Below are 21,251 nucleotides of genomic sequence, written 5' to 3' on the forward strand. Positions count from 1 at the left end.
AGCTCAACTTAGTTAGCTAGAACGAGAATAGTTAAGTAATTTTTTTAGATCTTTTAATAACCCTTTTTGTACTAAACGGTTTTCTTGTGGCTCGACCTTAAAGGGATATTCAAGTACCACTAACCCCATATGATCAATTAAATACAAACTTGCAGGATTTAAACTCTGTTGCTCGGTAATAATTTTCCATGGTAGATTTTTATTGTCGGGACTTCCCATTACAGCCATATCAACCTTGCCTTGGTTTTTACCAAGTGCCACATATAAATTATTAAGTGCATTGAGTTGTTCGCTGCATGGGGTGTTACATTCGTTTGAATAATTAAGTGCGATAGTCCATTGCTTGGGATTATTTTGCGGCCAATTTTTAAGTTTTATTTCTTGGCTTAAAAACTCGCCATTATTAGTAATTGCAGTAGGCAACCAATCAAACTTTAATGCGCCATATGCCAAAATTAATGGGATTGCGCAGCAACCCACAAACAACACAAGGGGATTATTTTTCATTATGTGTCCTTTTTTTACTCGCAAAAATAGCCACAACAGCACATGCAATAGCAATTAAAAACCATTGCACAGCGTAGGCATTATGCTTTTGAGGGCTCATAACAACGGCCTCATAATGAGGTGTTGCAATCTCATCACCAGTACCTTGTCTGTAAGCCATAAAATGAATTAATGATTGCTGGCTTTGAGTGCTCAGCATATTCAAGTCGATAGATTGGATTCTTGTAGGTAAGTCGTTATTTGTAGTTTTATCTTCAAGCGTAAAGCTACTTAAGTTATTTTCTTTTATTTGCGCTTTAAGAATAAAAACACCTGTAGGCAGAGTAACCTTTGGCAGTGTATCTCTAGATATAGGTGCTTTTACCCATCCTAAATTAACTAAAATCACTTTTTCTTCGCTGTCTGGCTTTAGTAAAGCAAGTAGGTCGTACCCTACTTGCCCGTTATAAACTTGATTATCTAAAAGCCAATATTGGTTTTGTACAAACCGCCCTTTTAACTCAACCAATACACCTGTTTTGTTCCAGCTATCAGGCAGGTTAAGTAATTGAGACCAGCTCATCACACCACGAGTCTGTTGCTTAGCAATAGCGGTTAATTGCTGCTGTTTTTGCTCACCCCGCTCCAACTGCCAAAATCCTAGTCGAACACACACAAGTACAACAACCACAACCATACAAAGTGTGATTAGTGAGCTAAGCTTTTGTTTGTGCCATAAAACTAACTGCATAAAGGGTCAACTCAGTGATTATTAAAATTATTATCGTACTGTTGTTAATATTTATACTTTTTAACTTATTTAGAGCATTGTTTATTATGGTGTCAGGGAAAACTGGGGGACGACCTATGTCTCACTTTTTAGGTCGTCGCGTATTGTTTTCGGTCGTTGTTTTAGTTGTTGTTATTGCAGCGCTTAAACTTGGTTTTATTAAAGCAAATAATTCGCCAATAAACGCTACAGCACATATACAAATACAAACAAACACAGCCACACCACATCAACAAAGTGCCAATACCAAGCAGCTGCTTGAAAAGCAAAATGCTTATCTTTAGTAAAGTGCCCTTTTAATATCCGTAAAAATATTACAAATAAAAGTACCGTTCCTAGCGTTACATGCATGCCATGAAAACCAGTCAATAAAAAGAACGTATTACCGTAAATGCCCGCATCTAGCGTTAGGTTAAGGTCATTATATGCATGCATGTACTCCTCAACTTGCAGCCCTAAAAAGCAAACGCCCAATAAAATAGTAGCGCCTAAAAAAACTTTAAGTGGAGTGCGTTTATTGTTTTCCATCGCTACGTGGGCAAAATGTAAAGTAACTGAGGAAGTAAGCAGTATTAAGGTATTTATAAGCGGCAAGCCTTGCCAGCCCATAGCTTGAGTAGTTTCGCCAGCAGGTGTTGAAACTAGCGGCCAAACAGCTTCGAAAGTTGGCCATAAAACCTCGTTAGTCATTGCATTATTGCCTGCGCCTCCAAGCCAAGGTACCGACAATACGCGTGCATAAAAAAGCGCACCAAAAAAGGCCATAAAAAACATAACTTCAGAAAAAATAAACCAGCTCATACCTTGTCTAAAAGAGCGATCCATTTGTGCTGAGTACAAACCTTGGTCCGACTCACTAATTACATTTTTAAACCAGCTAAACAACATATACACAAGTACAGCAATACCGGCATAAAGCAGATAAACCCCGCTACCACCTTCTTTACCTACACTCATAACAGTCAAGCCTGCCCCTACTGCAATAAAAAACAATGCAACAGCACCTACAATAGGCCATGGGCTTTGCTCAGGTACGTAATAATGCTCATATTCTTGATTCATTTTATTTACTCCTAGTTTCACACTAGTTTAAAAAGCTAGTTGTTACTTGCCACCAGCTGTTCACTAATATCAAATACGGTATAAGATAAAGTTAATTCTTCAATATCGCTTGGCAGTGCGGTATCAACATAAAAAAGTAATTTAAATTCAAGTTCTTCCCCTGCTTTTAGAGGTTGCTGATCAAAGCAAAAACAGGCTATTTTATGTAAATACTTTGCCGCTTTACCTGGCGAGACTGATGGTACAGCCTGCATTACTTTATCTAGGTTGCTGTTATTTTTAGCACTAAACATTACTTCACGCATTGCACCGGGTTTGACCTCTACACTGTATTCTTTTGATTTGACTTCAAACGGTGCACCACTTTGTGCGTGAGTAGTAAAGCTAACGCCGACTTCTCGGTTTTGTACTATTTGTGTGCTTTGCTCTGCTTGCTCAAGCGAAGGCTTCCCATTAAGCCCTGTTACATCACAAAACACGTCATACAAAGGTACTAAAGCAAAGGCAAAGGCAAACATGCCTATGCAAATAAGTACCAAACGTTTGAGTAGCGGTGCGTGTGTCATTACTTAATTACCGGCGGCGTAGAAAAAGTATGATATGGCGCTGGAGAGTCAACTTCCCACTCAAGCCCTTCTGCCCCTTCCCATACTTTTGCAGGCACCTTATCACCGCCACGCGCGCATTTAATTACCACAGCTACAAACAACAATTGCGATAAACCAAAGGCAAATCCACCAATACTTATGATTGCGTTAAAGTCGGCAAATTGAAGTGCATAATCGGGAATTCGACGCGGCATACCGGCAAGCCCTACAAAATGCATAGGAAAAAACAATACGTTCACACTCACCAGCGATAGCCAAAAATGCCATTTAGCTAGCGTGATATTAAACATATTGCCCGTCCACTTGGGCAGCCAGTAATAGGCCCCCGCCATTATCGAAAATACAGCCCCTGTTACTAATACATAATGAAAATGCGCCACTACAAAATAAGTATCGTGGTACTGAAAGTCAGCAGGTGTAATTGCCAGCATCAACCCCGAAAAGCCACCTAAGGTAAACAGCACAATAAACGCAATACTAAAAAGCATTGGCACTTCAAAAGTTATTGAGCCTTTCCACATTGTGGCAACCCAATTAAATACTTTTACTCCTGTAGGTACCGATATAAGCATGGTCGCGTACATAAAAAACAACTCGCCAGCGACCGGCATCCCAGTGGTAAACATATGATGAGCCCATACAATAAAGCTCAATAGTGCTATGGAGGATGTGGCGTATACCATTGAGGCATAGCCAAAAAGTTTTTTACGAGAAAAGGTAGGTACTATTGTAGATATAATGCCAAAGGCAGGAAGAATCATTATGTATACTTCGGGATGACCAAAAAACCAAAAAATGTGTTGGAACATCACCGGGTCGCCACCGCCTGCGGCATCAAAAAAGCTGGTCGCAAAATACTTATCGGTAAGTACCATAGTGACAGCCCCTGCAAGCACTGGCATTACCGCTATTAATAAAAAGGCAGTAATTAACCACGTCCATACAAATAAGGGCAACTTCATCCATGTCATGCCTGGGGCACGTAAGTTCACTATGGTTACAATCACATTGATTGCGCCCATTATTGAACTAATCCCCATAATATGTACGGCAAATACAAACAATGCAGTATTATCATTACTGTATGTTGTAGACAGTGGTGCATAAAAAGTCCAACCAAATGCAGGACCCCCACCAGGCATAAATAACGATGCCAATAGGATTAAAAACGCAAACGGTAAAATCCAAAAGCTCCAGTTATTCATTCTTGGCAATGCCATATCTGGCGCGCCAATCATGAGTGGTATCATCCAGTTAGCAAGGCCTGTAAAGGCCGGCATAACCGCACCAAACACCATAATTAAACCATGCACTGTGGTCATTTGATTAAAAAAGTGAGGATCGACCAACTGTAAACCTGGTTGAAATAATTCAGCTCTGATCACCATGGCCATTCCACCACCAATTAAGAACATGGTCAGCGAAAAAATTAAATATAAACTACCTATATCTTTATGATTAGTTGTGTAAAGCCAGCGTTTAAAACCCTTAGCTGGGTGATGAGCATGATGAGCTTCATTGGCGTTAGGTTGTTCTACTATGCTACTCATTAGTTCGCCTCCACTTTGGCATCAAGTGCTGCCTGTATTTGACTCGGTTGAATAACATCACCCGTATCATTACCCCACGCATTACGCTTATAAGTAATAACCGCAGCTAATTGCTTTATAGATAACTGCTTGGCAAAAGCTTGCATTGCCGTACCGGGTCGCCCATGGATAACTACATCAATGTGATCTTTTATATCGCCAAGCACTATAGGGCTGCCTTTTAGCGCAGGAAAAACACCTGGTAATCCCATACCTGTAGGTTGATGGCACGCCGCGCAGCTAGCCATATAAACTTGCTCACCTAAAGTCATTAACTCTTCTTTGGGAAGCGTTTGATCAAGCAGTGCAGCATCTGCTAATGCTGCTTTTTGTTTAGCCTGCTTTGCATCTGCAAGCCATGTTTTAAAATCAGCCTCAGATTTAGCGACCACCACAACGGGCATAAAGCCATGATCTTTACCACACAACTCAGCACATTGGCCTCGGTAAGTACCTTCTTCGTTTATGTTCGTCCATGTTTCGTTTATAAAGCCGGGATTCGCATCTTTTTTAACTGCAAAATCAGGTACCCACCAAGAGTGAATAACATCATCAGAAGTCATTAAAAATCGTACTTTTTGATTTATTGGCAGTACGAGAGGTTTATCAACCTCAAGTAAGTAGTTAGGATTTTTATCTGCAAGATTCGCTATTTCATCTTGCGGGGTAGATAAAATAGAGTAGAACTCTACATCTTCACCCATATATTCATAATGCCATTTCCATTGCGAGCCTGTAATTTTAATAGTGAGATCAGCTTTGCTGGCATCTTCCATTGCAATTAGGGTTTTAGTGGCTGGTACTGCCATAGCAATTAAAATAACAAACGGAATTGCAGTCCAAAGTATTTCTACTTTAGTGCTTTCGTGAAATTGGGCAGGTACAGCCCCTTTAGATTTACGGTGATGAATAAGTGCCCAAAACATAATTGCGAACACTATCACCCCAATCACACAACATATTATAAATATGGTCATGTGCAGCTGATATACATTATTGCTTATATCGGTTACGCCTTTGCGCATATTGTATTGGCTGTTAGCCAAAACTGGGTGCGAAAAAACACATAATATAAGCCACAAGGTAGAGGTCAGTTTACCCATGTGACGGCTCCTTTGATGCTATTGCTAATGCAAAGCGAAGAGGCATACGGCTTAAACGCCAATTCGTTATTTTTATTTTTTTAGTCAATCTCATTTAATATTGATTGGTTTTGCTGCGCCAACAACGGGTTTGTGTATATTGTGTGTTCTCAAAACTAAAAAGCTGTGAGTTATTATTAGCTCAGCACATTAATAATTAGCTAAAAAATGAACAACAAGCAAGTTTTAGTATAAAAAACAATCAGGTGATATTGAGTAATTAATAAAAAATCAGTAACCAACTAGGTAACAGGAAGTTCAAAAGATGAGCAAAACAAAGGGGTTTAACGCATTCGGAGGGGGAAAATATAAGTGCAAAAAAGTTTACAGCTTAAATTGTCAGTGAGCTATTTATGCCCTATTTTTAGTGCGAATTTAAAACAGAAAATGCGTACTAATTAGTACGCATTTATAAAACTGCTTGTTTAAAAGCTATTTTTAAAGTCACATCCAATCAGCGTTTCTTATAACGCCAACGGCTAAGCCTTCAATATTAAAAGACTCATTCTCAAGATCTACTTCAATAGATTCAAAATCGTCGTTTTCAGCATGAAGTAATACTTTACGACCCGCTTTCTCAAGACGTTTTACAGTTACGTCTTCGTCTAGGCGGGCAACAACAACTTGCCCGTTTTCAGCGGTTTGAGTACGATGTACAGCAAGTAAATCACCATCCATAATACCAATATCTTTCATGCTCATACCGTTAACGCGTAGTAAAAAATCTGCAGCCGGTTTAAACATTAATGGATCGATTTTGCAGTGACTTTCAACGTGCTCTTGCGCCAAAATAGGTGAACCAGCAGCAACACGCCCTATAAGCGGTAAACCTAATTGTTCTGGCTCTTCTTCTTCAATTAACTGAATACCACGGCTTGCACCTGGTTTCATTTTAATTGCGCCTTTTTTAGCAAGTGCTTTTAAATGTTCTTCAGCAGCATTGGCACTTTTAAAACCTAATGTTTGCGCTATTTCAGCACGTGTAGGAGGCATACCAGTGTCTTTAATAAAAACTTTAATTAGTTCGAGTATTTGAGCTTGGCGGTTCGTTAATGGTCGCATACAACTGGTTTTCCATACAGTACATTTAACTGTGAGTATATACAGTTAAATAAAAATCGCAAATTTAAATTAAGCCTTAAAATAGCCAAAGTAATTTCACTTGTGTACATTTTAGGGATATAACTAAAGCTAGGTTTATAAATGATTAAAAAAGCAAAGGAGTCATTATGAGTATTTGGTACCAGCCCATCACTTTAGAGCTGTGCAAGCAGTTAGAACAAGGCATTGATGGCCAAGGAACATTAATGAAAACCATGGGAATAGAAGTCACTGAAATTGGTGATGATTACTTAGTAGCCACTATGCCGGCAATTCCTGAGCATCATAACCCAATGGGAATGGTTCACGGCGGTGCTAACGTTGTACTTGCCGAAACAGTTGCCAGCTATGCAGCTAACTTTGTTGTCGATTTTACAAAATTTTACTGCGTGGGGCAGGAAATTAGCGCAAGTCATTTAAAAGCATCTCGCAACGGCACTTTAACAGCAACGGCAAGAGCGTTTCATATTGGCAAACGTAGTTCAGTGTGGGAAATAAAAATTACAAATAGCCGCAATGAGCTGTGCTGCGTATCAAAAATGACCGCAGCAGTCGTAGAGCGAAGGTAGTTACTTTTCGATTGGGTAAATTGTAATTTCCATACCCGCACCAATCGCAGATATACGTAGTAATGTGTCTGCATCTAAGGCTTGATTAAAGCACTTAGGGGAAGTGCCTGATTCAAAACCAATATCAAACGTTCTACGTGAACAGCTTAACCATTGCTTTAGCGCGTTACGCGAACACGATTCAACAAGCTCACATATATGGTTTATTGCTTTGTCAGGCGTGTTTACTACACCTGTTGCTTCAATACGCGCTAATTGACGGTATTCGTCTTTGTCATAATGTAAAATCGTCGCGACTTTTTTCAAGTCTGCCACTAGCAAACTAATATCTTGCTTTGATTCAAGCTCAAGATCTACATTTAAAAATTGAATTTCCGACATCGTTTCGTATTTATCCTCTAATAATTTCATTGCAAACTTTAACGCAGTTTTACCGTTATACCAAATCAACTATGCTCTATTAACCACTTTATATGGATATTTCGCAGCTTTTAAGTATTTTTTAGCGTTTAAAGCTAGCTGGATATCAAACACTCAGCTCAATTAAACAAATAAGTCATGTTAGCAATTTAAGTGTAATCTTTTTTATTTTTAAATGATTACAGTAAGCTATAGTTTAAACTGCGACAAAATGTCGCAGTAACTAATCCCATTAATGTAATAAACTAGCCTCTAAAAATAATAAGACTAAAACATGAATAAAAAAATATTTAAGTATGCTCGCAAGTTACATAAATGGCTCGGTTATTTGCTCACATTACAAATTTTAGCTTGGCTATTAGGCGGTTTAGTCATGAGCGCTATTCCTCTTGATAAAGTTCATGGGGAGCATCTTGCAACACGTACTCTTAATAACCCATTTACGCAGGCTGATTATGTTGCCTCCCTTAACGATATTGCATCTCAGGTGGTTAATCCAGCACAAATAATTTTTGAGAACTTTTTAACCACACCTATAATTACAGTAATAAATAAAGATGAACAGCAAAGCTTTAACGGTATAACAGGCCGGCCTTTTGAGCCGCCAACTAAAATACAAATTACCGCAAATGCTAAAGCACACTTACTTATTGATGCTCAAGTGACAAGCGCTGTACTGCTAAAGCAAGGTATGCGAGAAGTTGGATATAAAACCAATGTTTGGCAGGTACAATTTGACGACACATTTAACACAACACTGTATTTGTCAGAAAATAACGGCAGAGTTGTCACCGTTCGCAGCACACTATGGCGAATTTTCGACTTTTTTTGGATGTTACATATTATGGATTACGATGAGCGAGAGGATTTTAATAATCCGCTGCTTATTAGTTTTGCAGCAACCAGCGTACTTTTTTGCCTAAGTGGAATATTACTACTTATGCAAAACATACGACTAAAACGATTTATCCGAATTAAAAGTAAGAATAAATCAAAGTAGTCATATTGGTTTTTAAGAACTAGCGCACTCTCACCAAAGAGTAAATAAGCCCTAGGAAGTACCCAAGGGCAGATTTTATTCCAAGTGTTTAAATCGACTCAAATGTCGCTTTAACATTTCGTTTTCGAAAATCAACTCATCACGCTCATCCAGCAATTGTAAAACTAAAGCTATTGCCGACCAATCTAACGAAAAGTCATGTTGAATACGGGCCGCTTTTTTAACTAAGGTCACTGCAGATACCGTAAATTGCCACTGCGTAACATGCTTCCCCTCAATTGGAACCGCAATATTGTGCTCAACTAGCTCATATAAAATTGCTTCGCTAATATCACTACTCAAACATAGCTCTTTGCTAGTAAGTAAATCATCTTTTTGTGTCACGATAATTTGCATTATGGCTTGCTCCAGTTATTACGGGGATCAAAGTGAGCTTTTTCGGCTAATTCTTCCCAAAGTTTTTTACTGGTATCATCAACAGATGTTGGATTAACAATTTTAAGCACAGCAAATAAATCACCTTTGGCTTTTTTACTCATTAATCCCTTGCCTTTAATACGCAAGCGTTGGCCAGACTGACTATTAGATGGAATAGTTAATTGGATTTTGCCTGCCAACGTAGGTAAATTTATTTTTGTACCAAGAGCCGCTTCCCATGGTGCAAGAGGGACGACTATATTTAGGTTATGACCTTCAACATCAAATAATGGGTGGGGCACTAAACTAATTTGTAAGTACAAATCGCCATTTTGCCCGTTCGCTGACCCTAATCCGCCTTGCCCTTTTAGTCGAATTCGTTCGCCATTTACTGAACCTGCGGGAATTTTCACTTTAAGTGATTTTTTAATTTCAGAGACACGACCACTACTATCTCGCTGCGGTAATATAAACTCAACAGGCTTAACGGTATCAACTAAAGTCTCTTCAAGAAAAATCGGGAACTCTATTTCCACATCTTGTCCTTTTTGCGCGCGAGCGGCGTTACTTCTGCCCTGCCCGGAACGATTGAATCCACCGGCGCCGCCAAACATTGAATTAACAAAATCAGAAAACTCTTGATCGGTTTGAGGATCGCTTTGCTGATAATTACTTTGCGATGAGGCATTGTTACCACCATAATTACCTTGCTGTTGACGAGCACGATTTTGTTGATGACGACGTAACTCGTCGTATTTAGTGCGTTCTTCTTTGTTATGAATGACTTCGTAAGCTTCTGCTATTTCTTTAAACTTATCTTCTGCTTGAGGCTCTTTGCTTACATCTGGGTGATATTTTCTGGCTAACTTTTTATAAGCTACTTTAACCGCTTTATCGTCTGCATCAGGCGATATTCCAAGCACTGCATAATAATCAACAAATTTCATTTGCAATCCAAATCCCCATATTGAGTAAGCTTTAAGCATACTCCTTAACGTATAATCTTGTGTGGTTAAAATACGATAAATAGTAAGAAATAAATGAATAGTGAAAATAACTTTGAATAAAAAATTAATCGGACACTTTTTAGTAATATAAGTGCAGGCCTTAAGTTAACTTTATCTTTTATCTTCAAGGCTTTAAACTGCCTGTTCCTGTAGTTCACATTTGTGATGGATATGACTCGATTTATTCTGGCCTTACTGGCTTGTTGTGTGTGCGTTTCGGTATCAGCCGAACAATTTACCCGTTTTTCAACGGCTAAAAGACATTTAATTAAAACCCTCCCTGACAACGCCAAAAGTATTTACTGCGGTTGTGATATTAAAAAAGAAGGCAAAAAACTCATTCCTGATCCTTCTAACTGTGGTTACATTCCTCGAAATACACTTACCCGCTCAGGCAAAGTAAATGTGCGAGCACTACGCATTGAGTGGGAACATATTGTTCCGGCGTGGGAATTTGGTCATCAGCTACAATGTTGGCAAGATGGCGGACGTAAAAACTGCCGTAAAGTAAGTGCTAAATTTAGAAAAATGGAAGCTGATATAAATAACTTAGCGCCAGCTATTGGCGAAATTAATGCCGATCGCTCTAATTATCGTTTTGGCATGCTTAGCGAAAACGCCACACAGTATGGTCGTTGCGAAGTAAAAGTAAACTTTAAGCAACGTGTAGTTGAACCGCCTGTCTATGCACGTAAACGTATAGCCGACACTTACGCTTACATGCAAAAAACATACGGTTTAAAAATCTCTGATAAACAGCAAAAGTTATTTAATGCGTGGAAAAAGCAAGCATTTGCAGATACAAGTAGTGCGAGCAAGCTCTAAGCTTTAACACTCATTTACATAAATCAAAGTTATAAATGTTGAATAAACGAGCGAGTGTTGTAATATTTTAAACAACTTATTTACAGAAAGTCCTTAACTATGTTTAAAAATAATAAAACCTCGCTTGCCATTTTTGCAGCACTTTCGGGCTTTGCTTTAACGGGTTGTGGCGGCGGAGGCGGTATCGACTCTGCTCCTGTAGTTACCACGCCTATAGTTACAACACCTGTTAGTAGCAGCCCAACATGGACAGCGGCGGTATTTGAGCCCTCTAACGATTTAAAAAACTTTTGCGAAACCCCTCGTACGGGTAACGATCCCTTTAATAACAACAACCCCTACCCAGATCAAGCGGGTTCTGCCCTTTATGAAAAGCTTTGGCTTCGCTCTTGGAGCGACGAAACATACCTTTGGTATGATGAGATTGCCGATAACGACCCTGAAAGCTTCGCCACAGTAACCGATTATTTTGCCCAATTAAAAACAGAGCAGCTTACCGACTCAGGTGCAAAAAAAGATAACTTTCATTTTTCAGAACCTACTGAAGATTACTTTCAAGAAGCGCAATCGGGCGTTACTTCTGGTTACGGTATAAATTGGGCGTTTATTGGCGATACAGCCGATCGTATTTTACGCGTTGCTTATCTTGAAGATGATTCGCCTGCAAGCCAAATAGGCTTTCAACGTGGTGATACCGTACTTTCAGTTGACGGTGTTAGCATTAATACCAATACAGAGTCGGGTGTAGATACGCTTAACGAAGGTTTATTTAGTCCTACTAACGGCGACTCACATACTATTGTTGTACGCAGTAACGATGGCGCCGAAAAAACATTTAATGTAACCGCTGGTAATATTGAACAAACACCTGTTCAAAATGTTAAAACGATTACAACCGCAAATGGTTCAAGCGTGGGTTACATGCAATTTAATAGCCATATAAGCATTGCCCAAGAAGGGCTTATTGATGCGGTAAATAAGTTTAAAACCGATGGTATTGATGAGCTTGTAATCGACTTTAGATATAACGGTGGTGGTTTATTAGCACTGTCGGCACAATTAGCTTATATGGTTGCCGGTAATGCCAACGTTAACAACCGCTTTTATTATCAAACTCAACAAAACGATAAACAACCCGTTGATTCGCCCTTCCCATTTATTGATGAAGAAATAGATTACTCTACTTTTTTTAGCACAGGTGAAAACCTACCTGATTTAAACCTATCAAAGGTTTATGTATTAAGCACATCAGGCACCTGTTCGGCATCAGAAGCTTTTATTAATGGTTTAAAAGGTATAGACGCAGAAGTTATTTTAATTGGCGACACAACCTGCGGTAAGCCCTATGGCTTTACCCCAACTCATAACTGCGCAACAACCTATTACACTATTCAGTTTAGTGGCGTAAATAGCAAAGGATTTGGCGAATACGCTGCGGGTTTTACACCAACCCCTACTCCACAATTTGATGCTGATGTTCAAGGTTGTGAAATTGAGGACGACTTTGATCATCAGTTAGGCGACAGTGACGAGGCCGTTTTAGCCACCGCATTATTTCATGTTGAAAATGGCAGTTGTCCAGTTAGAACGGCTGCTGCAAAAGCAGAGCCAGCTAATTTTTCAAGCTCTCGTGAATCTCTCATTCCTTTAAATATGCCGGTACAATTTACCCAGCGTAATATGGACTTAACTTGGCCAACGCTGGGTGAGGAAAGGTAATGGCTAAATTATTACTCCCATTAGCCACCTTGCTCGCTTTAGGCGGATGCCAAAGTGTAGATAGTGAGCCTGCTAAACCCGCTATATTAACGAGCGTTAATCCCAGCGTTATTACAACACTACAACAGGCAATTCAACAAGCTAAGGGAGGCACATTAGTAACACTTGCCGATTCGGTATTTACTAAACGTAGCGAACTGCTAATTGATCATGCAATGAGTAAAGGGTCTGATGGCAGAGTAATTATGGGCGCGCATAATATAAAATCTGAGAAGTTTATTTTGCAACTACGTAATAACCAATGCGAGCTTTACTATCCTAAAAAAGAGCTTACTACAGTACTTGAAGGTGTTACCTGTAAAGAGTTATAAGGCACTTTATTAATGTTTATAAATTAATAAAAAAGGCGCGCAGCATATCGCTGCGCGCCTTTTTCTATTTTAAAGCGTTATTACAAGTCTTGATGCGGACCAAACACTTCATAATGAATCTGCTCGTTTTTAACACCTAATTCAAGTAACTGGTTTTTTATAAATGCCATAAAACCGGCAGGACCACATAAGTAAAAGTCACCATTACTCAATGGTAGCTGTGCTTGTACTGCGTTTAGGTTCATTAACCCAGTAAAGTCAGCGCCCTCTGTCGCTTGGTTAAACCACGTCATTGTTTGTAAACGGTTATAAACTGCATTTAACTCATTTAAATATTTTGAAAACGAATGCTGCTGAGTATTTTCGCAGGCATGTAAATACATAATCTCTTGATTAGAGTTGTCACTTAATAACGTTTCAAGCATAGCCAGCATTGGCGTTTGCCCAACACCTGCTGAAATGAGTACAGCTGGGTTTGTGTTATTGCGTAAAAAGAAGTCTCCTGCCGGCGGGTATAACTCAACAATAGTGCCTTGCTCTAATGAGTGTAAATGATTAGACACCATGCCAGGCTTTGGCTGTAGCTCTTTTTTAACACTAATACGGTAGTTTTTAGCGTTACTTTTTTGTGAAATAGAATACTGGCGAATTTCTTCATATTCAGCGCCCTCTGGCTTAACTTTAATACCTAAATACTGCCCTGGTTTATGTGTAATAACAGCTTCGCCATCAACTGGCGTAAGTGTAAAACTCGTTACTAGTTCTGATTCAGCCTGTTTGTTGGTTATTTCAAATTGGCGAGTTCCCGCCCAACCACCGTGTTTATTTTTACTGTGCTCATACAAAGCAGCTTCTTCGGTTATACAAATATCAGCAAGTACGCCGTAAGCTTCGCGCCAAGCGTATTCAACATCGGGAGTAAATTGCTCAGGAAGAAGCTCTTTAAGCGTACCAATTAAGTGTGCACCTACAATAGGGTAATGCTCAGGTAAAATATTCAAGCTTGTATGCTTATGATTAATACGTGTTAGCGCTTCTTTTAATACGGCTAAATTATCAATATTTTGTGCATACGCAGCCAATGCATTAAAAAGTGCAAATTGCTGACGACCTGTATCTTGATTCGCCATATTAAAAATATTTTTAAGCTCAGGATTATGGCTAAATAAACGCTTATAAAAATGATCGGTAACAACCGTACCCGCCTGCGCTAATAACGGAACTGTGCTTTTTACAATCTCAATGGTTTTATCAGATAACATATGTGTTTCCTATGGATGAACTAACCACGACGCCCATCAACACGACGCCGCGTTAATATAGGTGTGCAGTGAATTAAAAATAATGAAAAAGCCACTAACCACAGCAAAGCACTTATTTGCCAAGCAAGGTGAGGCCCAATAATAAAAGGGAGTAATGAACGAGTAATAGCGGCCACAAGCAAAAACGCAAAAGCAACAGCCATGTAATGAGGAATAGCGAGTGTACGCCCTGTATGACCATGTGATACACGCGTCATCATTGCTAAAATCATCATACCTATTGTGCCAATAGTGATTAAGTGCAGCGCATCTTTAAATTGTATTGCACTGCTATAAAAGCTAAATGCAACCATCATTAACCCTACGCCTAACGCTAAGTAGGAAAAATGTAAAGACCATAACAACGGCACTCTCAATACCTTGCTATCCCACCAAAAACCAGCCCTGACCAGGTGAAGCGCAGCAACAGTTGCAACAACTAACGCAGGATTAATCGTGTTCAAAAACAACTTGTTGATGAAAAATAAAGTGATAGCCAAAATAGATAAATACATCACCGCTTTATCTATTTTAGGAGTGCGAACTTGTGCGGTTAAACCTAGACCTTTAGCGGTAAAAAATGGTAGAACGCGACCCGCAACAATGCCAACTAGTAAAGTAATTACCAGTACTGCGGTATCAACCACACCAAGTGCAAGCTGCATGTTTTGTTTTAAAACAAGTATTAAATACAATACATTGAGCCCACAAAGCACAGCTAAAATAGCTAAAAACGGATAGTTACTTTTGCTATTGGCTTTTAATAACATATTAGCCAATACTGCTATGGCGCCTAGCCACCAAATAACTTGTAATGTAAGTGCAGCATATAAATTAAAATGAGCAATATCAGGCAATATCACAAAAAAGGCTAAGCGCGCTGCAAGCCATATAAACGTAAGCCACATAAGGGCTTTGCCACTTATGCTCGGTACGCCTGTCCATGTTTGTGCAGCGGTAAGTAAAAAGCCAACAGCTACAACTCCTGCAAAGCCAAACAGCATTTCGTGCGCGTGCCATAATGTTGCAGGTATCGATGAGTGCCAACTTGCATGGCCTGTTAAAATAAGTAGCCAATACCCCACCGACAAAAATGCCAATAAGCCACCGCCTAAAAAGAAAGGTCTAAAAGCGAGCATCCATAATGGCCATTGAGATACTTGATGAATAGCAACGCGTGCTGGCATTGGCTCAGTTAAGTTTATAGGGCGCATTATCGTACCTCCTGCCCTAAACCATGTTGTGCAACACAGCGCAGTACGTAACTTACTTTTAAAATAGCAGCAATAACAATAGTGCCAATATGAGCTGATACTTGCACCGCCATGGAAAAGTACTCAGCAAACGGGTAGCTAATTAAAATACTTGCCGTAATACACACTAAACTCACAGCTAATGCAGTATTGGCAGCAAATAATACTGTTTCGTATAGTGAACTAAACTGTGTTTGATTATTTAAATTATTCAGCATTAGTGTGTTCATGGCGATCTCTGTAACTAACTACGTTACTTAGCTATTACACATACTGTGCCAACAAATTTAATTAATTAAATTCAATAAGTTAAATTAAACCACTTTACAGTATGAGTCTTTATGACCTACTATAAATTAACTCATAAGAACACAAACAGGTCATTTTGACATGAACCAGCAATTCAACCTTACCCAAGTTGCTCTAGAGCTTGCTCAAAGTACACTACACGAGCATAGCTTTGATCAATTACTAGCAACGGTTGAACGGGTGATCCCTAGTGATGCAAGTGCGTTATTAGTGCTTCAGGGCGAGCAATTAAAACCACTGGCAATTAAAGGGTTAATGTCCGACAGCCTTGGCAGACGATTTAAAATAGTAGAGCACCCTCGCCTAGAAGCTATTTGCAAAAGCACACTCGCGCTACAATTTGCGCACGACTGCCCACTACCCGATCCATACGACGGATTGCTATTAGCTAAAACCGGCGACATACCGGTACATGCATGTTTAGGTTTACCCCTTTATGATAAAAACGCACTACTTGGCGTACTTACGTTTGATAGCCTTAACGCCAATGCATTTAACAGCATAAGCGCTGATACACTCAATACCTTACAAACGCTGTGTAGTGCGCACTTTAAAACAGCTTTAGAGCTTGCCCATTACAAACAGCATGCACAGCACTCAAGTGCATTAGTGCAAGAACTAAATCGTGAAGCGTTAACACGGGACGGCGGTGAAATTATTGGTCAAAGTCCGCTAATGCAAACACTTAAAAACGAAATTAAACTCGTTGCAGCATCTAACTTTAGCGTGCTTATATTAGGTGAAACAGGAGTAGGGAAAGAGCTTGTAGCGCGTAATATTCACTTAAATTCAGCTCGAAAAGATCAACCGCTTATTCACTTAAATTGTGCATCGCTTCCTGAGAACCTTGCTGAAAGTGAATTTTTTGGTCATGCGAAAGGGGCTTTTACAGGCGCACAAAATTCGCGCCAGGGTAAATTTCAATTAGCTGATGGCGGCACGTTATTTTTAGATGAAATAGGCGAACTGCCCCTGGCCATGCAAAGTAAACTATTACGAGTGCTACAAAGTGGCGAAATACAAACGGTAGGAGAAGACACGCCAAAGTACGTAGATGTACGCGTCGTTGCTGCAACCAACAGAAACTTAAAAGAAGAAGTAGCTCAAGGTCGCTTTAGAGCCGATTTATACCATCGCCTCAGTGTCTACCCTATTACTGTGCCACCACTTAGTAAACGCGAGCACGACATAACACTCTTAGCTGGTTATTTTATTGAGCAAACAGCCCGTAAATTAGGGATAAAACAATTAAAACTAAGCCCTGAAGCGCAAGTACTACTTAATCAGTACAACTGGCCAGGTAACGTTCGCGAGCTTGAACATGTCATTAGCCGCAGCGCCCTAAAAGCAAAACAAAGCCAATGGCAAAATCCAATAATAACCATTACAAGCGAGCACTGTGATTTAACCCCGAGTGCGCCGCAAAACTCTCTAGTAGCAAGCCAAAGTACAACCAACACCTTAATCAACCAACCTTTAAAGCAAGCTGTAGAATCGTTGCAATACAACGTAATTACTGAGCAATTAAAGAAGCATAACTACAACTGGTCAGCAGCAGCAAGAGTACTTGAATTAGATAGAGCTAACTTAGTACGCTTGGCTAAACGCCTAGGGATAGAAATAAAAAAAACACTATAATCATTTAAAACACAGCTAAAATGCTGCTAAAACTATTGATTAGCAGCTAACTTACTAAAATGTGTTTTTAACAACCCTGCAAAAGCTTGTACTTTAGCAGTGCGATGTACTAGGTGATGCGTGACTAACCATACATCGGTAGGCCAGCTTAACTCACTGTGTAATATAGGTACTAAATCAGAATATTGCGCCGCTACGTCATGCTGTAATCCGCCAATGCCTAGCCCTTTAATTATTGCACGAGTCGCTTCTGCGGTTTCAGATACTCGCAGCTTAATTTGCGATGCAGGAATATGTTCATCAGCCCATGCAAAATAAGGCACGCGGGCATTAAAACCCGCCACACCCGATACAAAATTATGTTGTTGTAAATCACTTAATAATTTAGGCATCCCGTACTTATTAATGTAACGTTTATTAGCGTATAAACCCGATGATAACTGCGCTAAATGCTGAGCAATATAATCGCCTTCATCAGGCCTTGGGCCTGCACGAACTGCAATATGTGCTTGTCCGTGATCGAGCCTTAACCTTTTTTGTTCTAAAATAACTTCTAACTGCACTTGCGGATGTAATGCCTGAAATTGCTCACATACATCACCAAGTACATCCATAAAGCCACTTACCGTCGTTAGCAATAAACTCCCTCTAAGGGTGCTATCGGCTGCTGCTATATCGTTATGTAACTGCTCTAAGGAGCTATGGATAGTTTGTGCTGTTTCAAATAACTTGGTGCCAATTTCAGTAACCTTGTAACCACGAGCATGGCGATGAAAAAGGCGTGCATTTAAGTTTTTTTCAAGATTATTAATTCGCCTAAGTACTGTGCTGTGGTGCACATTAAGCTCTTCTGCTGCCGCCGTTAACGTGCCTAATCGTGCTACTTCAAACGCTACTTTAACGTCTTGCCAATCTTCAAATTTTATCGCCATTCTGATTACCTTATACTTATGTGCATTTACGCACACAAGTGTTGCGTTTATTGGGGTTTTCTACAAGCAAAATTTTGCTACATTAGCGTTGTAAGTTTAAACACTAAAAGGTCACTAGCATGTCAGCACCAAAAATTATCGCCCTAGCAGGAAGTCTTCGACAAGAAAGCTTTAATCAAAAAATTATTAATGAGGCAGCACGTTTTGCTCTACAAACAGGTGCTGAAGTAGAAGTAATAAAACTAAACGAATTAAACATCCCACTATTTAACGAAGATATTGAAGCGCAAGGTACACCAAGCGATGTACAGCTTTTAAAAGACAAACTACGTGCAGCTGACGGTATTTTACTAGCAAGCCCAGAGTACAACGGATCTATAACTGCAGCACTTAAAAATGCGATTGATTGGGCATCGCGCACAGAGCAAGGTGCTGTTCCTGCTTTTCGCAATAAAGTAGTGGCGCTGTTTTCAGCATCACCAGGTGGACTTGGTGGGTTACGCGGTTTAAATCATGTACGTGATATACTAAGTGGTATTGGATCGTTAGTGCTTGCCGATCAACTTGCAGTACCCGCTGTACACACATTGTTTGATGAAAATGGGCAAATTAATGAACCTGTTACTGCAGAGCGAGTATCGGCGCTTGCTCATCAGTTAGTAAGCGTTGCAAGTAAGTTAAGGTAACTTGCACGCCTAAATAACTAATTACTTTGTCGCCGCGAGTTTTGCGGCGATAAAATCGGTATGCGTTACATATAAAAGCCCTGCTACTTTACGTATTACGTAGTCTTCTTGGGGATCTATTTCTCCATCGGCATACGCTAAGCGCCATAATAATTCTATTATTTCTATTCGCTGCGCCGCGCTGCAATGCTCATTAATCTGTTTTGAAAACTGAAAGTAATCTATCGAATCATCTAAGCTGCTTGCCGCGTTATTAGTAAGCTCATTAACCTCAATATCTGTTAAATTAAAATACTTTTTTAAGGTTACAGTCAGGGTTCGTTGTTCATCATGTTCAAGCTTGGTATCTGCACGCATAACTTCAATTAATAATGCAGCAACAGCTGTTTTTAAATCGTGCTCTTGCATACTTGGCTGCTGTTCATCGAATACAGCAAAAAGTTGTTTTATTTGTTTGAACATCACACTTTCCCTTTTTGGGTGTTAGACTAATACGTAAAGAAATCGACCTTATTACTCTTATTAATGGGTATAAAGTTCGCAAATTAAAGGATACATTTTATGAAAGGAATAAACGCACCACGCTTATTTATAGGCGCTACACTGGTGGCCCTTTCAAGTGCAAATACTGCACTTGCTGAAAAAGCCGAAACAGAGAAGCTATACGACTTTGACAACAAAGTGCATTACTACCAAACCAAAATTGGCGAAGACAACTATAAAATAGAAATCCAGTCAGACGATTACAAACACTTTACCAATCAAAGTGTATTTTTATTACGCCATGCGGACCGTCTATGCCGCGGCAATACCTTTATGTTGAAAATACTTGAAGGCGTGCAAGAGTACGAACGCTTTCCAACAAAACCACGTGCTTACCAACCAGATTTAAGTGTTTTACTACAATGCGAAACTAAAGAAGATGCAAACAAGGGTAAGTAACCTTAGTCTTTATAACCCCAAGGTGCTGATGGTGGAGTAATCGGTTTAGTTAAATCAAAATCCACCTTAAACTCACGTCCTTGGCGAATTAATCGATAAGTAAATACTTTTGGGTAAATATACATTTGCCATGTATTACCTACAGACTGTGCAATGCCTTCTTTCACGAATAACTCTTTAGAGTATTGGTCTGCTGGAAACGACTGCATTTGCGCGAACCCTGCATCAAGCGTATGGCCACCATACATAGTTGATGCGTCGTCTATTCCATCTTTATGACGATGATCGTGCTTTAAACTCAAGCCACTACCCGTTTTAGTTATGATCCACGTACGTGATGCATCGTCTCCTACATGAAACGGCACTTGTAACTCAGTCTCGCTACATTTACGTACATGCATAACCAGCTTTTTATCTGTAAATGAGCTTGGCCCTTTCGCGTTATCTACCGCTACTTCACCTTCAAAAGCTTTACCGCAATGCGCTGCAATACTATTAACAAAGGCATCATGAGTAGGAATAGACACTAGCGGTGCAGGGCGTGCAAAAGCTGTCGATGAAGCAACTATTAAAGTTGCTGCAGTTAATAATTTCATATGTTTCTCGTTATAGTTATTTTAAAACACCTGTAATAGTACAGTTTTCTTAAGTACTTTATTAGAAGTATCTATATAAAATTTAGAACAAGACAACTAGGTAAAACTACTAAATAGCGATTAACGACTAAATATCTCAGCCTTCATTAACAATCCTACTTTTATAAATATTAATTACACACCTCAACTAGCCATTGGCCAATTACTTAATCACCATTTGTGATGACTGCTTAATTGGCCCGAACGTTCAGCTCTTAGCTGTGTCACATGCTACTAATCCAGCAAAAAGGCTTAATAAAGAAAAATTTGCAGCACCTATCGCGTTAGACAATAACGTATGGGTTGACGCAGGTGTAATTATTTTAGCGGGTGTGAGTATTGGTGAAAATAGTGTTGCGGCTGCGGGTGCTTTCGTTACTAAAAGTGTAATGCCTAATACTGTAGTAGCGGGTAACCCAGCTCGTGAAATAAGAAAACTGTAGTTATTC

25 protein-coding genes and 1 pseudogene are annotated in these 21,251 nt (G+C 39.6%); 10 read left to right on the forward strand and 16 right to left on the reverse strand.

The window, feature by feature from the left end; translation table 11 throughout:
- Window positions 1-12: 12 nt before the first annotated feature.
- Both PARC_RS16715 and PARC_RS16720 read right to left on the reverse strand, forming a co-directional pair.
- Window positions 13-507 carry a hypothetical protein gene (locus PARC_RS16715; protein WP_007584950.1) on the reverse strand — a complete coding sequence of 165 codons (495 nt, stop codon included), beginning with the start codon at window positions 505-507 and terminating at the stop codon, window positions 13-15.
- Window positions 497-1,237, reverse strand: coding sequence for an SURF1 family protein (locus PARC_RS16720; RefSeq protein ID WP_010555401.1), 741 nt, complete (start codon window positions 1,235-1,237; stop codon window positions 497-499). The genes PARC_RS16715 and PARC_RS16720 overlap by 11 nt, the downstream gene beginning before the upstream one ends.
- Window positions 1,238-1,251: 14 nt before the next feature.
- Between PARC_RS16720 and PARC_RS21970 the strand changes: the two genes are divergently transcribed.
- Window positions 1,252-1,560, forward strand: a complete 309-nt coding sequence (locus tag PARC_RS21970) for a DUF2909 family protein (RefSeq protein ID WP_076916441.1) — start codon at window positions 1,252-1,254, stop codon at window positions 1,558-1,560.
- Here PARC_RS21970 and PARC_RS16730 read toward each other — a convergent pair.
- The 5 genes from PARC_RS16730 to lexA form a co-directional block, all read right to left on the reverse strand.
- Window positions 1,463-2,338 (reverse strand): cytochrome c oxidase subunit 3, encoded by an 876-nt coding sequence (locus PARC_RS16730; protein ID WP_002959610.1) that lies wholly within the window; start codon window positions 2,336-2,338, stop codon window positions 1,463-1,465. The genes PARC_RS21970 and PARC_RS16730 overlap by 98 nt on opposite strands.
- 35 nt (window positions 2,339-2,373) lie before the next feature.
- Window positions 2,374-2,904, reverse strand: coding sequence for a cytochrome c oxidase assembly protein (locus PARC_RS16735; RefSeq protein ID WP_010555399.1), 531 nt, complete (start codon window positions 2,902-2,904; stop codon window positions 2,374-2,376).
- Window positions 2,904-4,496, reverse strand: a complete 1,593-nt coding sequence (ctaD, locus tag PARC_RS16740) for a cytochrome c oxidase subunit I (protein ID WP_007584944.1) — start codon at window positions 4,494-4,496, stop codon at window positions 2,904-2,906. Before ctaD ends, PARC_RS16735 begins: the two co-directional genes overlap by 1 nt.
- A complete protein-coding gene (gene coxB / locus PARC_RS16745; RefSeq protein ID WP_010555398.1) occupies window positions 4,496-5,638 on the reverse strand; it encodes a cytochrome c oxidase subunit II in 1,143 nt (380 codons plus the stop codon). Before coxB ends, ctaD begins: the two co-directional genes overlap by 1 nt.
- 483 nt (window positions 5,639-6,121) lie before the next feature.
- Window positions 6,122-6,739: a transcriptional repressor LexA gene (lexA, locus tag PARC_RS16750; RefSeq protein ID WP_007584941.1), complete on the reverse strand. Its 618-nt coding sequence runs from the start codon at window positions 6,737-6,739 to the stop codon at window positions 6,122-6,124.
- Between the two features lie 167 nt (window positions 6,740-6,906).
- Here lexA and PARC_RS16755 point away from each other — a divergent pair, with 167 nt between their 5' ends.
- A complete protein-coding gene (locus PARC_RS16755; protein WP_007584940.1) occupies window positions 6,907-7,347 on the forward strand; it encodes a PaaI family thioesterase in 441 nt (146 codons plus the stop codon).
- Here PARC_RS16755 and PARC_RS16760 read toward each other — a convergent pair whose 3' ends face one another.
- Window positions 7,348-7,728, reverse strand: coding sequence for a hypothetical protein (locus tag PARC_RS16760; RefSeq protein ID WP_033012756.1), 381 nt, complete (start codon window positions 7,726-7,728; stop codon window positions 7,348-7,350).
- A 313-nt stretch (window positions 7,729-8,041) separates the two neighbouring features.
- Between PARC_RS16760 and PARC_RS16765 the strand changes: the two genes are divergently transcribed.
- Window positions 8,042-8,767: a membrane protein gene (locus PARC_RS16765; RefSeq protein ID WP_010555396.1), complete on the forward strand. Its 726-nt coding sequence runs from the start codon at window positions 8,042-8,044 to the stop codon at window positions 8,765-8,767.
- A 75-nt stretch (window positions 8,768-8,842) separates the two neighbouring features.
- On the opposite strand, the gene PARC_RS16770 is transcribed toward PARC_RS16765, so the two are convergent.
- Window positions 8,843-9,163, reverse strand: coding sequence for a chaperone modulator CbpM (locus PARC_RS16770; RefSeq protein WP_007584937.1), 321 nt, complete (start codon window positions 9,161-9,163; stop codon window positions 8,843-8,845).
- Window positions 9,163-10,131, reverse strand: coding sequence for a DnaJ C-terminal domain-containing protein (locus PARC_RS16775; RefSeq protein WP_033012758.1), 969 nt, complete (start codon window positions 10,129-10,131; stop codon window positions 9,163-9,165). Before PARC_RS16775 ends, PARC_RS16770 begins: the two co-directional genes overlap by 1 nt.
- Before the next feature lie 231 nt (window positions 10,132-10,362).
- Here PARC_RS16775 and PARC_RS16780 point away from each other — a divergent pair, with 231 nt between their 5' ends.
- The 3 genes from PARC_RS16780 to PARC_RS16790 all read left to right on the forward strand — a co-directional run bounded on the left by PARC_RS16780 (window position 10,363) and on the right by PARC_RS16790 (window position 13,106).
- Complete coding sequence (locus PARC_RS16780; protein WP_033012759.1) at window positions 10,363-11,016, forward strand: endonuclease; 654 nt, start codon at window positions 10,363-10,365, stop codon at window positions 11,014-11,016.
- A gap of 99 nt (window positions 11,017-11,115) precedes the next feature.
- Window positions 11,116-12,735 carry a S41 family peptidase gene (locus PARC_RS16785; protein WP_010555393.1) on the forward strand — a complete coding sequence of 540 codons (1,620 nt, stop codon included), beginning with the start codon at window positions 11,116-11,118 and terminating at the stop codon, window positions 12,733-12,735.
- Window positions 12,735-13,106, forward strand: a complete 372-nt coding sequence (locus PARC_RS16790; protein ID WP_002959634.1) for a hypothetical protein — start codon at window positions 12,735-12,737, stop codon at window positions 13,104-13,106. Before PARC_RS16785 ends, PARC_RS16790 begins: the two co-directional genes overlap by 1 nt.
- Before the next feature lie 80 nt (window positions 13,107-13,186).
- Here PARC_RS16790 and hmpA read toward each other — a convergent pair whose 3' ends face one another.
- Genes hmpA through PARC_RS16805 form a run of 3 tightly spaced genes read right to left on the reverse strand, consistent with a single transcriptional unit; the run spans window position 13,187 to window position 15,890 of the window.
- Window positions 13,187-14,368 carry an NO-inducible flavohemoprotein gene (gene hmpA / locus PARC_RS16795; protein ID WP_010555392.1) on the reverse strand — a complete coding sequence of 394 codons (1,182 nt, stop codon included), beginning with the start codon at window positions 14,366-14,368 and terminating at the stop codon, window positions 13,187-13,189.
- 20 nt (window positions 14,369-14,388) lie between these two features.
- Window positions 14,389-15,621 carry an NnrS family protein gene (locus PARC_RS16800; RefSeq protein WP_010555391.1) on the reverse strand — a complete coding sequence of 411 codons (1,233 nt, stop codon included), beginning with the start codon at window positions 15,619-15,621 and terminating at the stop codon, window positions 14,389-14,391.
- On the reverse strand, window positions 15,621-15,890 hold the full coding sequence (locus PARC_RS16805) for a hypothetical protein (RefSeq protein WP_007584928.1): 270 nt from the start codon (window positions 15,888-15,890) through the stop codon (window positions 15,621-15,623). Before PARC_RS16805 ends, PARC_RS16800 begins: the two co-directional genes overlap by 1 nt.
- Before the next feature lie 160 nt (window positions 15,891-16,050).
- Here PARC_RS16805 and norR point away from each other — a divergent pair, with 160 nt between their 5' ends.
- On the forward strand, window positions 16,051-17,607 hold the full coding sequence (gene norR / locus PARC_RS16810) for a nitric oxide reductase transcriptional regulator NorR (protein ID WP_010555390.1): 1,557 nt from the start codon (window positions 16,051-16,053) through the stop codon (window positions 17,605-17,607).
- A gap of 32 nt (window positions 17,608-17,639) precedes the next feature.
- Here the strand turns inward: norR and PARC_RS16815 are convergent, their stop codons facing one another.
- Window positions 17,640-18,539 carry a LysR family transcriptional regulator gene (locus tag PARC_RS16815; protein WP_007584924.1) on the reverse strand — a complete coding sequence of 300 codons (900 nt, stop codon included), beginning with the start codon at window positions 18,537-18,539 and terminating at the stop codon, window positions 17,640-17,642.
- A 119-nt stretch (window positions 18,540-18,658) separates the two neighbouring features.
- Between PARC_RS16815 and PARC_RS16820 the strand changes: the two genes are divergently transcribed.
- Complete coding sequence (locus PARC_RS16820) at window positions 18,659-19,225, forward strand: NADPH-dependent FMN reductase (protein ID WP_007584922.1); 567 nt, start codon at window positions 18,659-18,661, stop codon at window positions 19,223-19,225.
- Window positions 19,226-19,246: 21 nt separating this feature from the next.
- Here PARC_RS16820 and PARC_RS16825 read toward each other — a convergent pair whose 3' ends face one another.
- Window positions 19,247-19,687 (reverse strand): tellurite resistance TerB family protein, encoded by a 441-nt coding sequence (locus PARC_RS16825; protein ID WP_007584919.1) that lies wholly within the window; start codon window positions 19,685-19,687, stop codon window positions 19,247-19,249.
- Window positions 19,688-19,786: 99 nt separating this feature from the next.
- On the opposite strand from PARC_RS16825, the gene PARC_RS16830 reads away from it, so the two are divergent.
- Window positions 19,787-20,167, forward strand: a complete 381-nt coding sequence (locus tag PARC_RS16830; protein ID WP_007584916.1) for a hypothetical protein — start codon at window positions 19,787-19,789, stop codon at window positions 20,165-20,167.
- A 2-nt stretch (window positions 20,168-20,169) separates the two neighbouring features.
- On the opposite strand, the gene PARC_RS16835 is transcribed toward PARC_RS16830, so the two are convergent.
- Entirely contained in the window at window positions 20,170-20,763 is a 594-nt protein-coding gene (locus PARC_RS16835; RefSeq protein ID WP_096058067.1) for a hypothetical protein, read from the reverse strand.
- A 145-nt stretch (window positions 20,764-20,908) separates the two neighbouring features.
- Here PARC_RS16835 and PARC_RS16840 point away from each other — a divergent pair.
- Window positions 20,909-21,245: pseudogene (locus tag PARC_RS16840) on the forward strand (DapH/DapD/GlmU-related protein); the annotation flags it as partial.
- Window positions 21,246-21,251: the final 6 nt, after the last annotated feature.

The sequence above is a fragment of the Pseudoalteromonas arctica A 37-1-2 genome, from assembly GCF_000238395.3.
Taxonomy (GTDB): Bacteria; Pseudomonadota; Gammaproteobacteria; order Enterobacterales; family Alteromonadaceae; genus Pseudoalteromonas; species Pseudoalteromonas arctica.

Excerpts from the sequence above, each read along its gene's own strand:
- PARC_RS16715 (WP_007584950.1), bottom strand. The coding sequence starts at position 507 with ATGAAAAATAATCCCCTTGTGTTGTTTGTGGGTTGCTGCGCAATCCCA.
- PARC_RS16720 (WP_010555401.1), bottom strand. The coding sequence starts at position 1,237 with ATGCAGTTAGTTTTATGGCACAAACAAAAGCTTAGCTCACTAATCACA.
- PARC_RS16730 (WP_002959610.1), bottom strand. The coding sequence starts at position 2,338 with ATGAATCAAGAATATGAGCATTATTACGTACCTGAGCAAAGCCCATGG.
- PARC_RS16735 (WP_010555399.1), bottom strand. The coding sequence starts at position 2,904 with ATGACACACGCACCGCTACTCAAACGTTTGGTACTTATTTGCATAGGC.
- ctaD (WP_007584944.1), bottom strand. The coding sequence starts at position 4,496 with ATGAGTAGCATAGTAGAACAACCTAACGCCAATGAAGCTCATCATGCT.
- coxB (WP_010555398.1), bottom strand. The coding sequence starts at position 5,638 with ATGGGTAAACTGACCTCTACCTTGTGGCTTATATTATGTGTTTTTTCG.
- lexA (WP_007584941.1), bottom strand. The coding sequence starts at position 6,739 with ATGCGACCATTAACGAACCGCCAAGCTCAAATACTCGAACTAATTAAA.
- PARC_RS16755 (WP_007584940.1), top strand. The coding sequence starts at position 6,907 with ATGAGTATTTGGTACCAGCCCATCACTTTAGAGCTGTGCAAGCAGTTA.
- PARC_RS16760 (WP_033012756.1), bottom strand. The coding sequence starts at position 7,728 with ATGTCGGAAATTCAATTTTTAAATGTAGATCTTGAGCTTGAATCAAAG.
- PARC_RS16765 (WP_010555396.1), top strand. The coding sequence starts at position 8,042 with ATGAATAAAAAAATATTTAAGTATGCTCGCAAGTTACATAAATGGCTC.
- PARC_RS16770 (WP_007584937.1), bottom strand. The coding sequence starts at position 9,163 with ATGCAAATTATCGTGACACAAAAAGATGATTTACTTACTAGCAAAGAG.
- PARC_RS16775 (WP_033012758.1), bottom strand. The coding sequence starts at position 10,131 with ATGAAATTTGTTGATTATTATGCAGTGCTTGGAATATCGCCTGATGCA.
- PARC_RS16780 (WP_033012759.1), top strand. The coding sequence starts at position 10,363 with ATGACTCGATTTATTCTGGCCTTACTGGCTTGTTGTGTGTGCGTTTCG.
- PARC_RS16785 (WP_010555393.1), top strand. The coding sequence starts at position 11,116 with ATGTTTAAAAATAATAAAACCTCGCTTGCCATTTTTGCAGCACTTTCG.
- PARC_RS16790 (WP_002959634.1), top strand. The coding sequence starts at position 12,735 with ATGGCTAAATTATTACTCCCATTAGCCACCTTGCTCGCTTTAGGCGGA.
- hmpA (WP_010555392.1), bottom strand. The coding sequence starts at position 14,368 with ATGTTATCTGATAAAACCATTGAGATTGTAAAAAGCACAGTTCCGTTA.
- PARC_RS16800 (WP_010555391.1), bottom strand. The coding sequence starts at position 15,621 with ATGCGCCCTATAAACTTAACTGAGCCAATGCCAGCACGCGTTGCTATT.
- PARC_RS16805 (WP_007584928.1), bottom strand. The coding sequence starts at position 15,890 with ATGAACACACTAATGCTGAATAATTTAAATAATCAAACACAGTTTAGT.
- norR (WP_010555390.1), top strand. The coding sequence starts at position 16,051 with ATGAACCAGCAATTCAACCTTACCCAAGTTGCTCTAGAGCTTGCTCAA.
- PARC_RS16815 (WP_007584924.1), bottom strand. The coding sequence starts at position 18,539 with ATGGCGATAAAATTTGAAGATTGGCAAGACGTTAAAGTAGCGTTTGAA.
- PARC_RS16820 (WP_007584922.1), top strand. The coding sequence starts at position 18,659 with ATGTCAGCACCAAAAATTATCGCCCTAGCAGGAAGTCTTCGACAAGAA.
- PARC_RS16825 (WP_007584919.1), bottom strand. The coding sequence starts at position 19,687 with ATGTTCAAACAAATAAAACAACTTTTTGCTGTATTCGATGAACAGCAG.
- PARC_RS16830 (WP_007584916.1), top strand. The coding sequence starts at position 19,787 with ATGAAAGGAATAAACGCACCACGCTTATTTATAGGCGCTACACTGGTG.
- PARC_RS16835 (WP_096058067.1), bottom strand. The coding sequence starts at position 20,763 with ATGAAATTATTAACTGCAGCAACTTTAATAGTTGCTTCATCGACAGCT.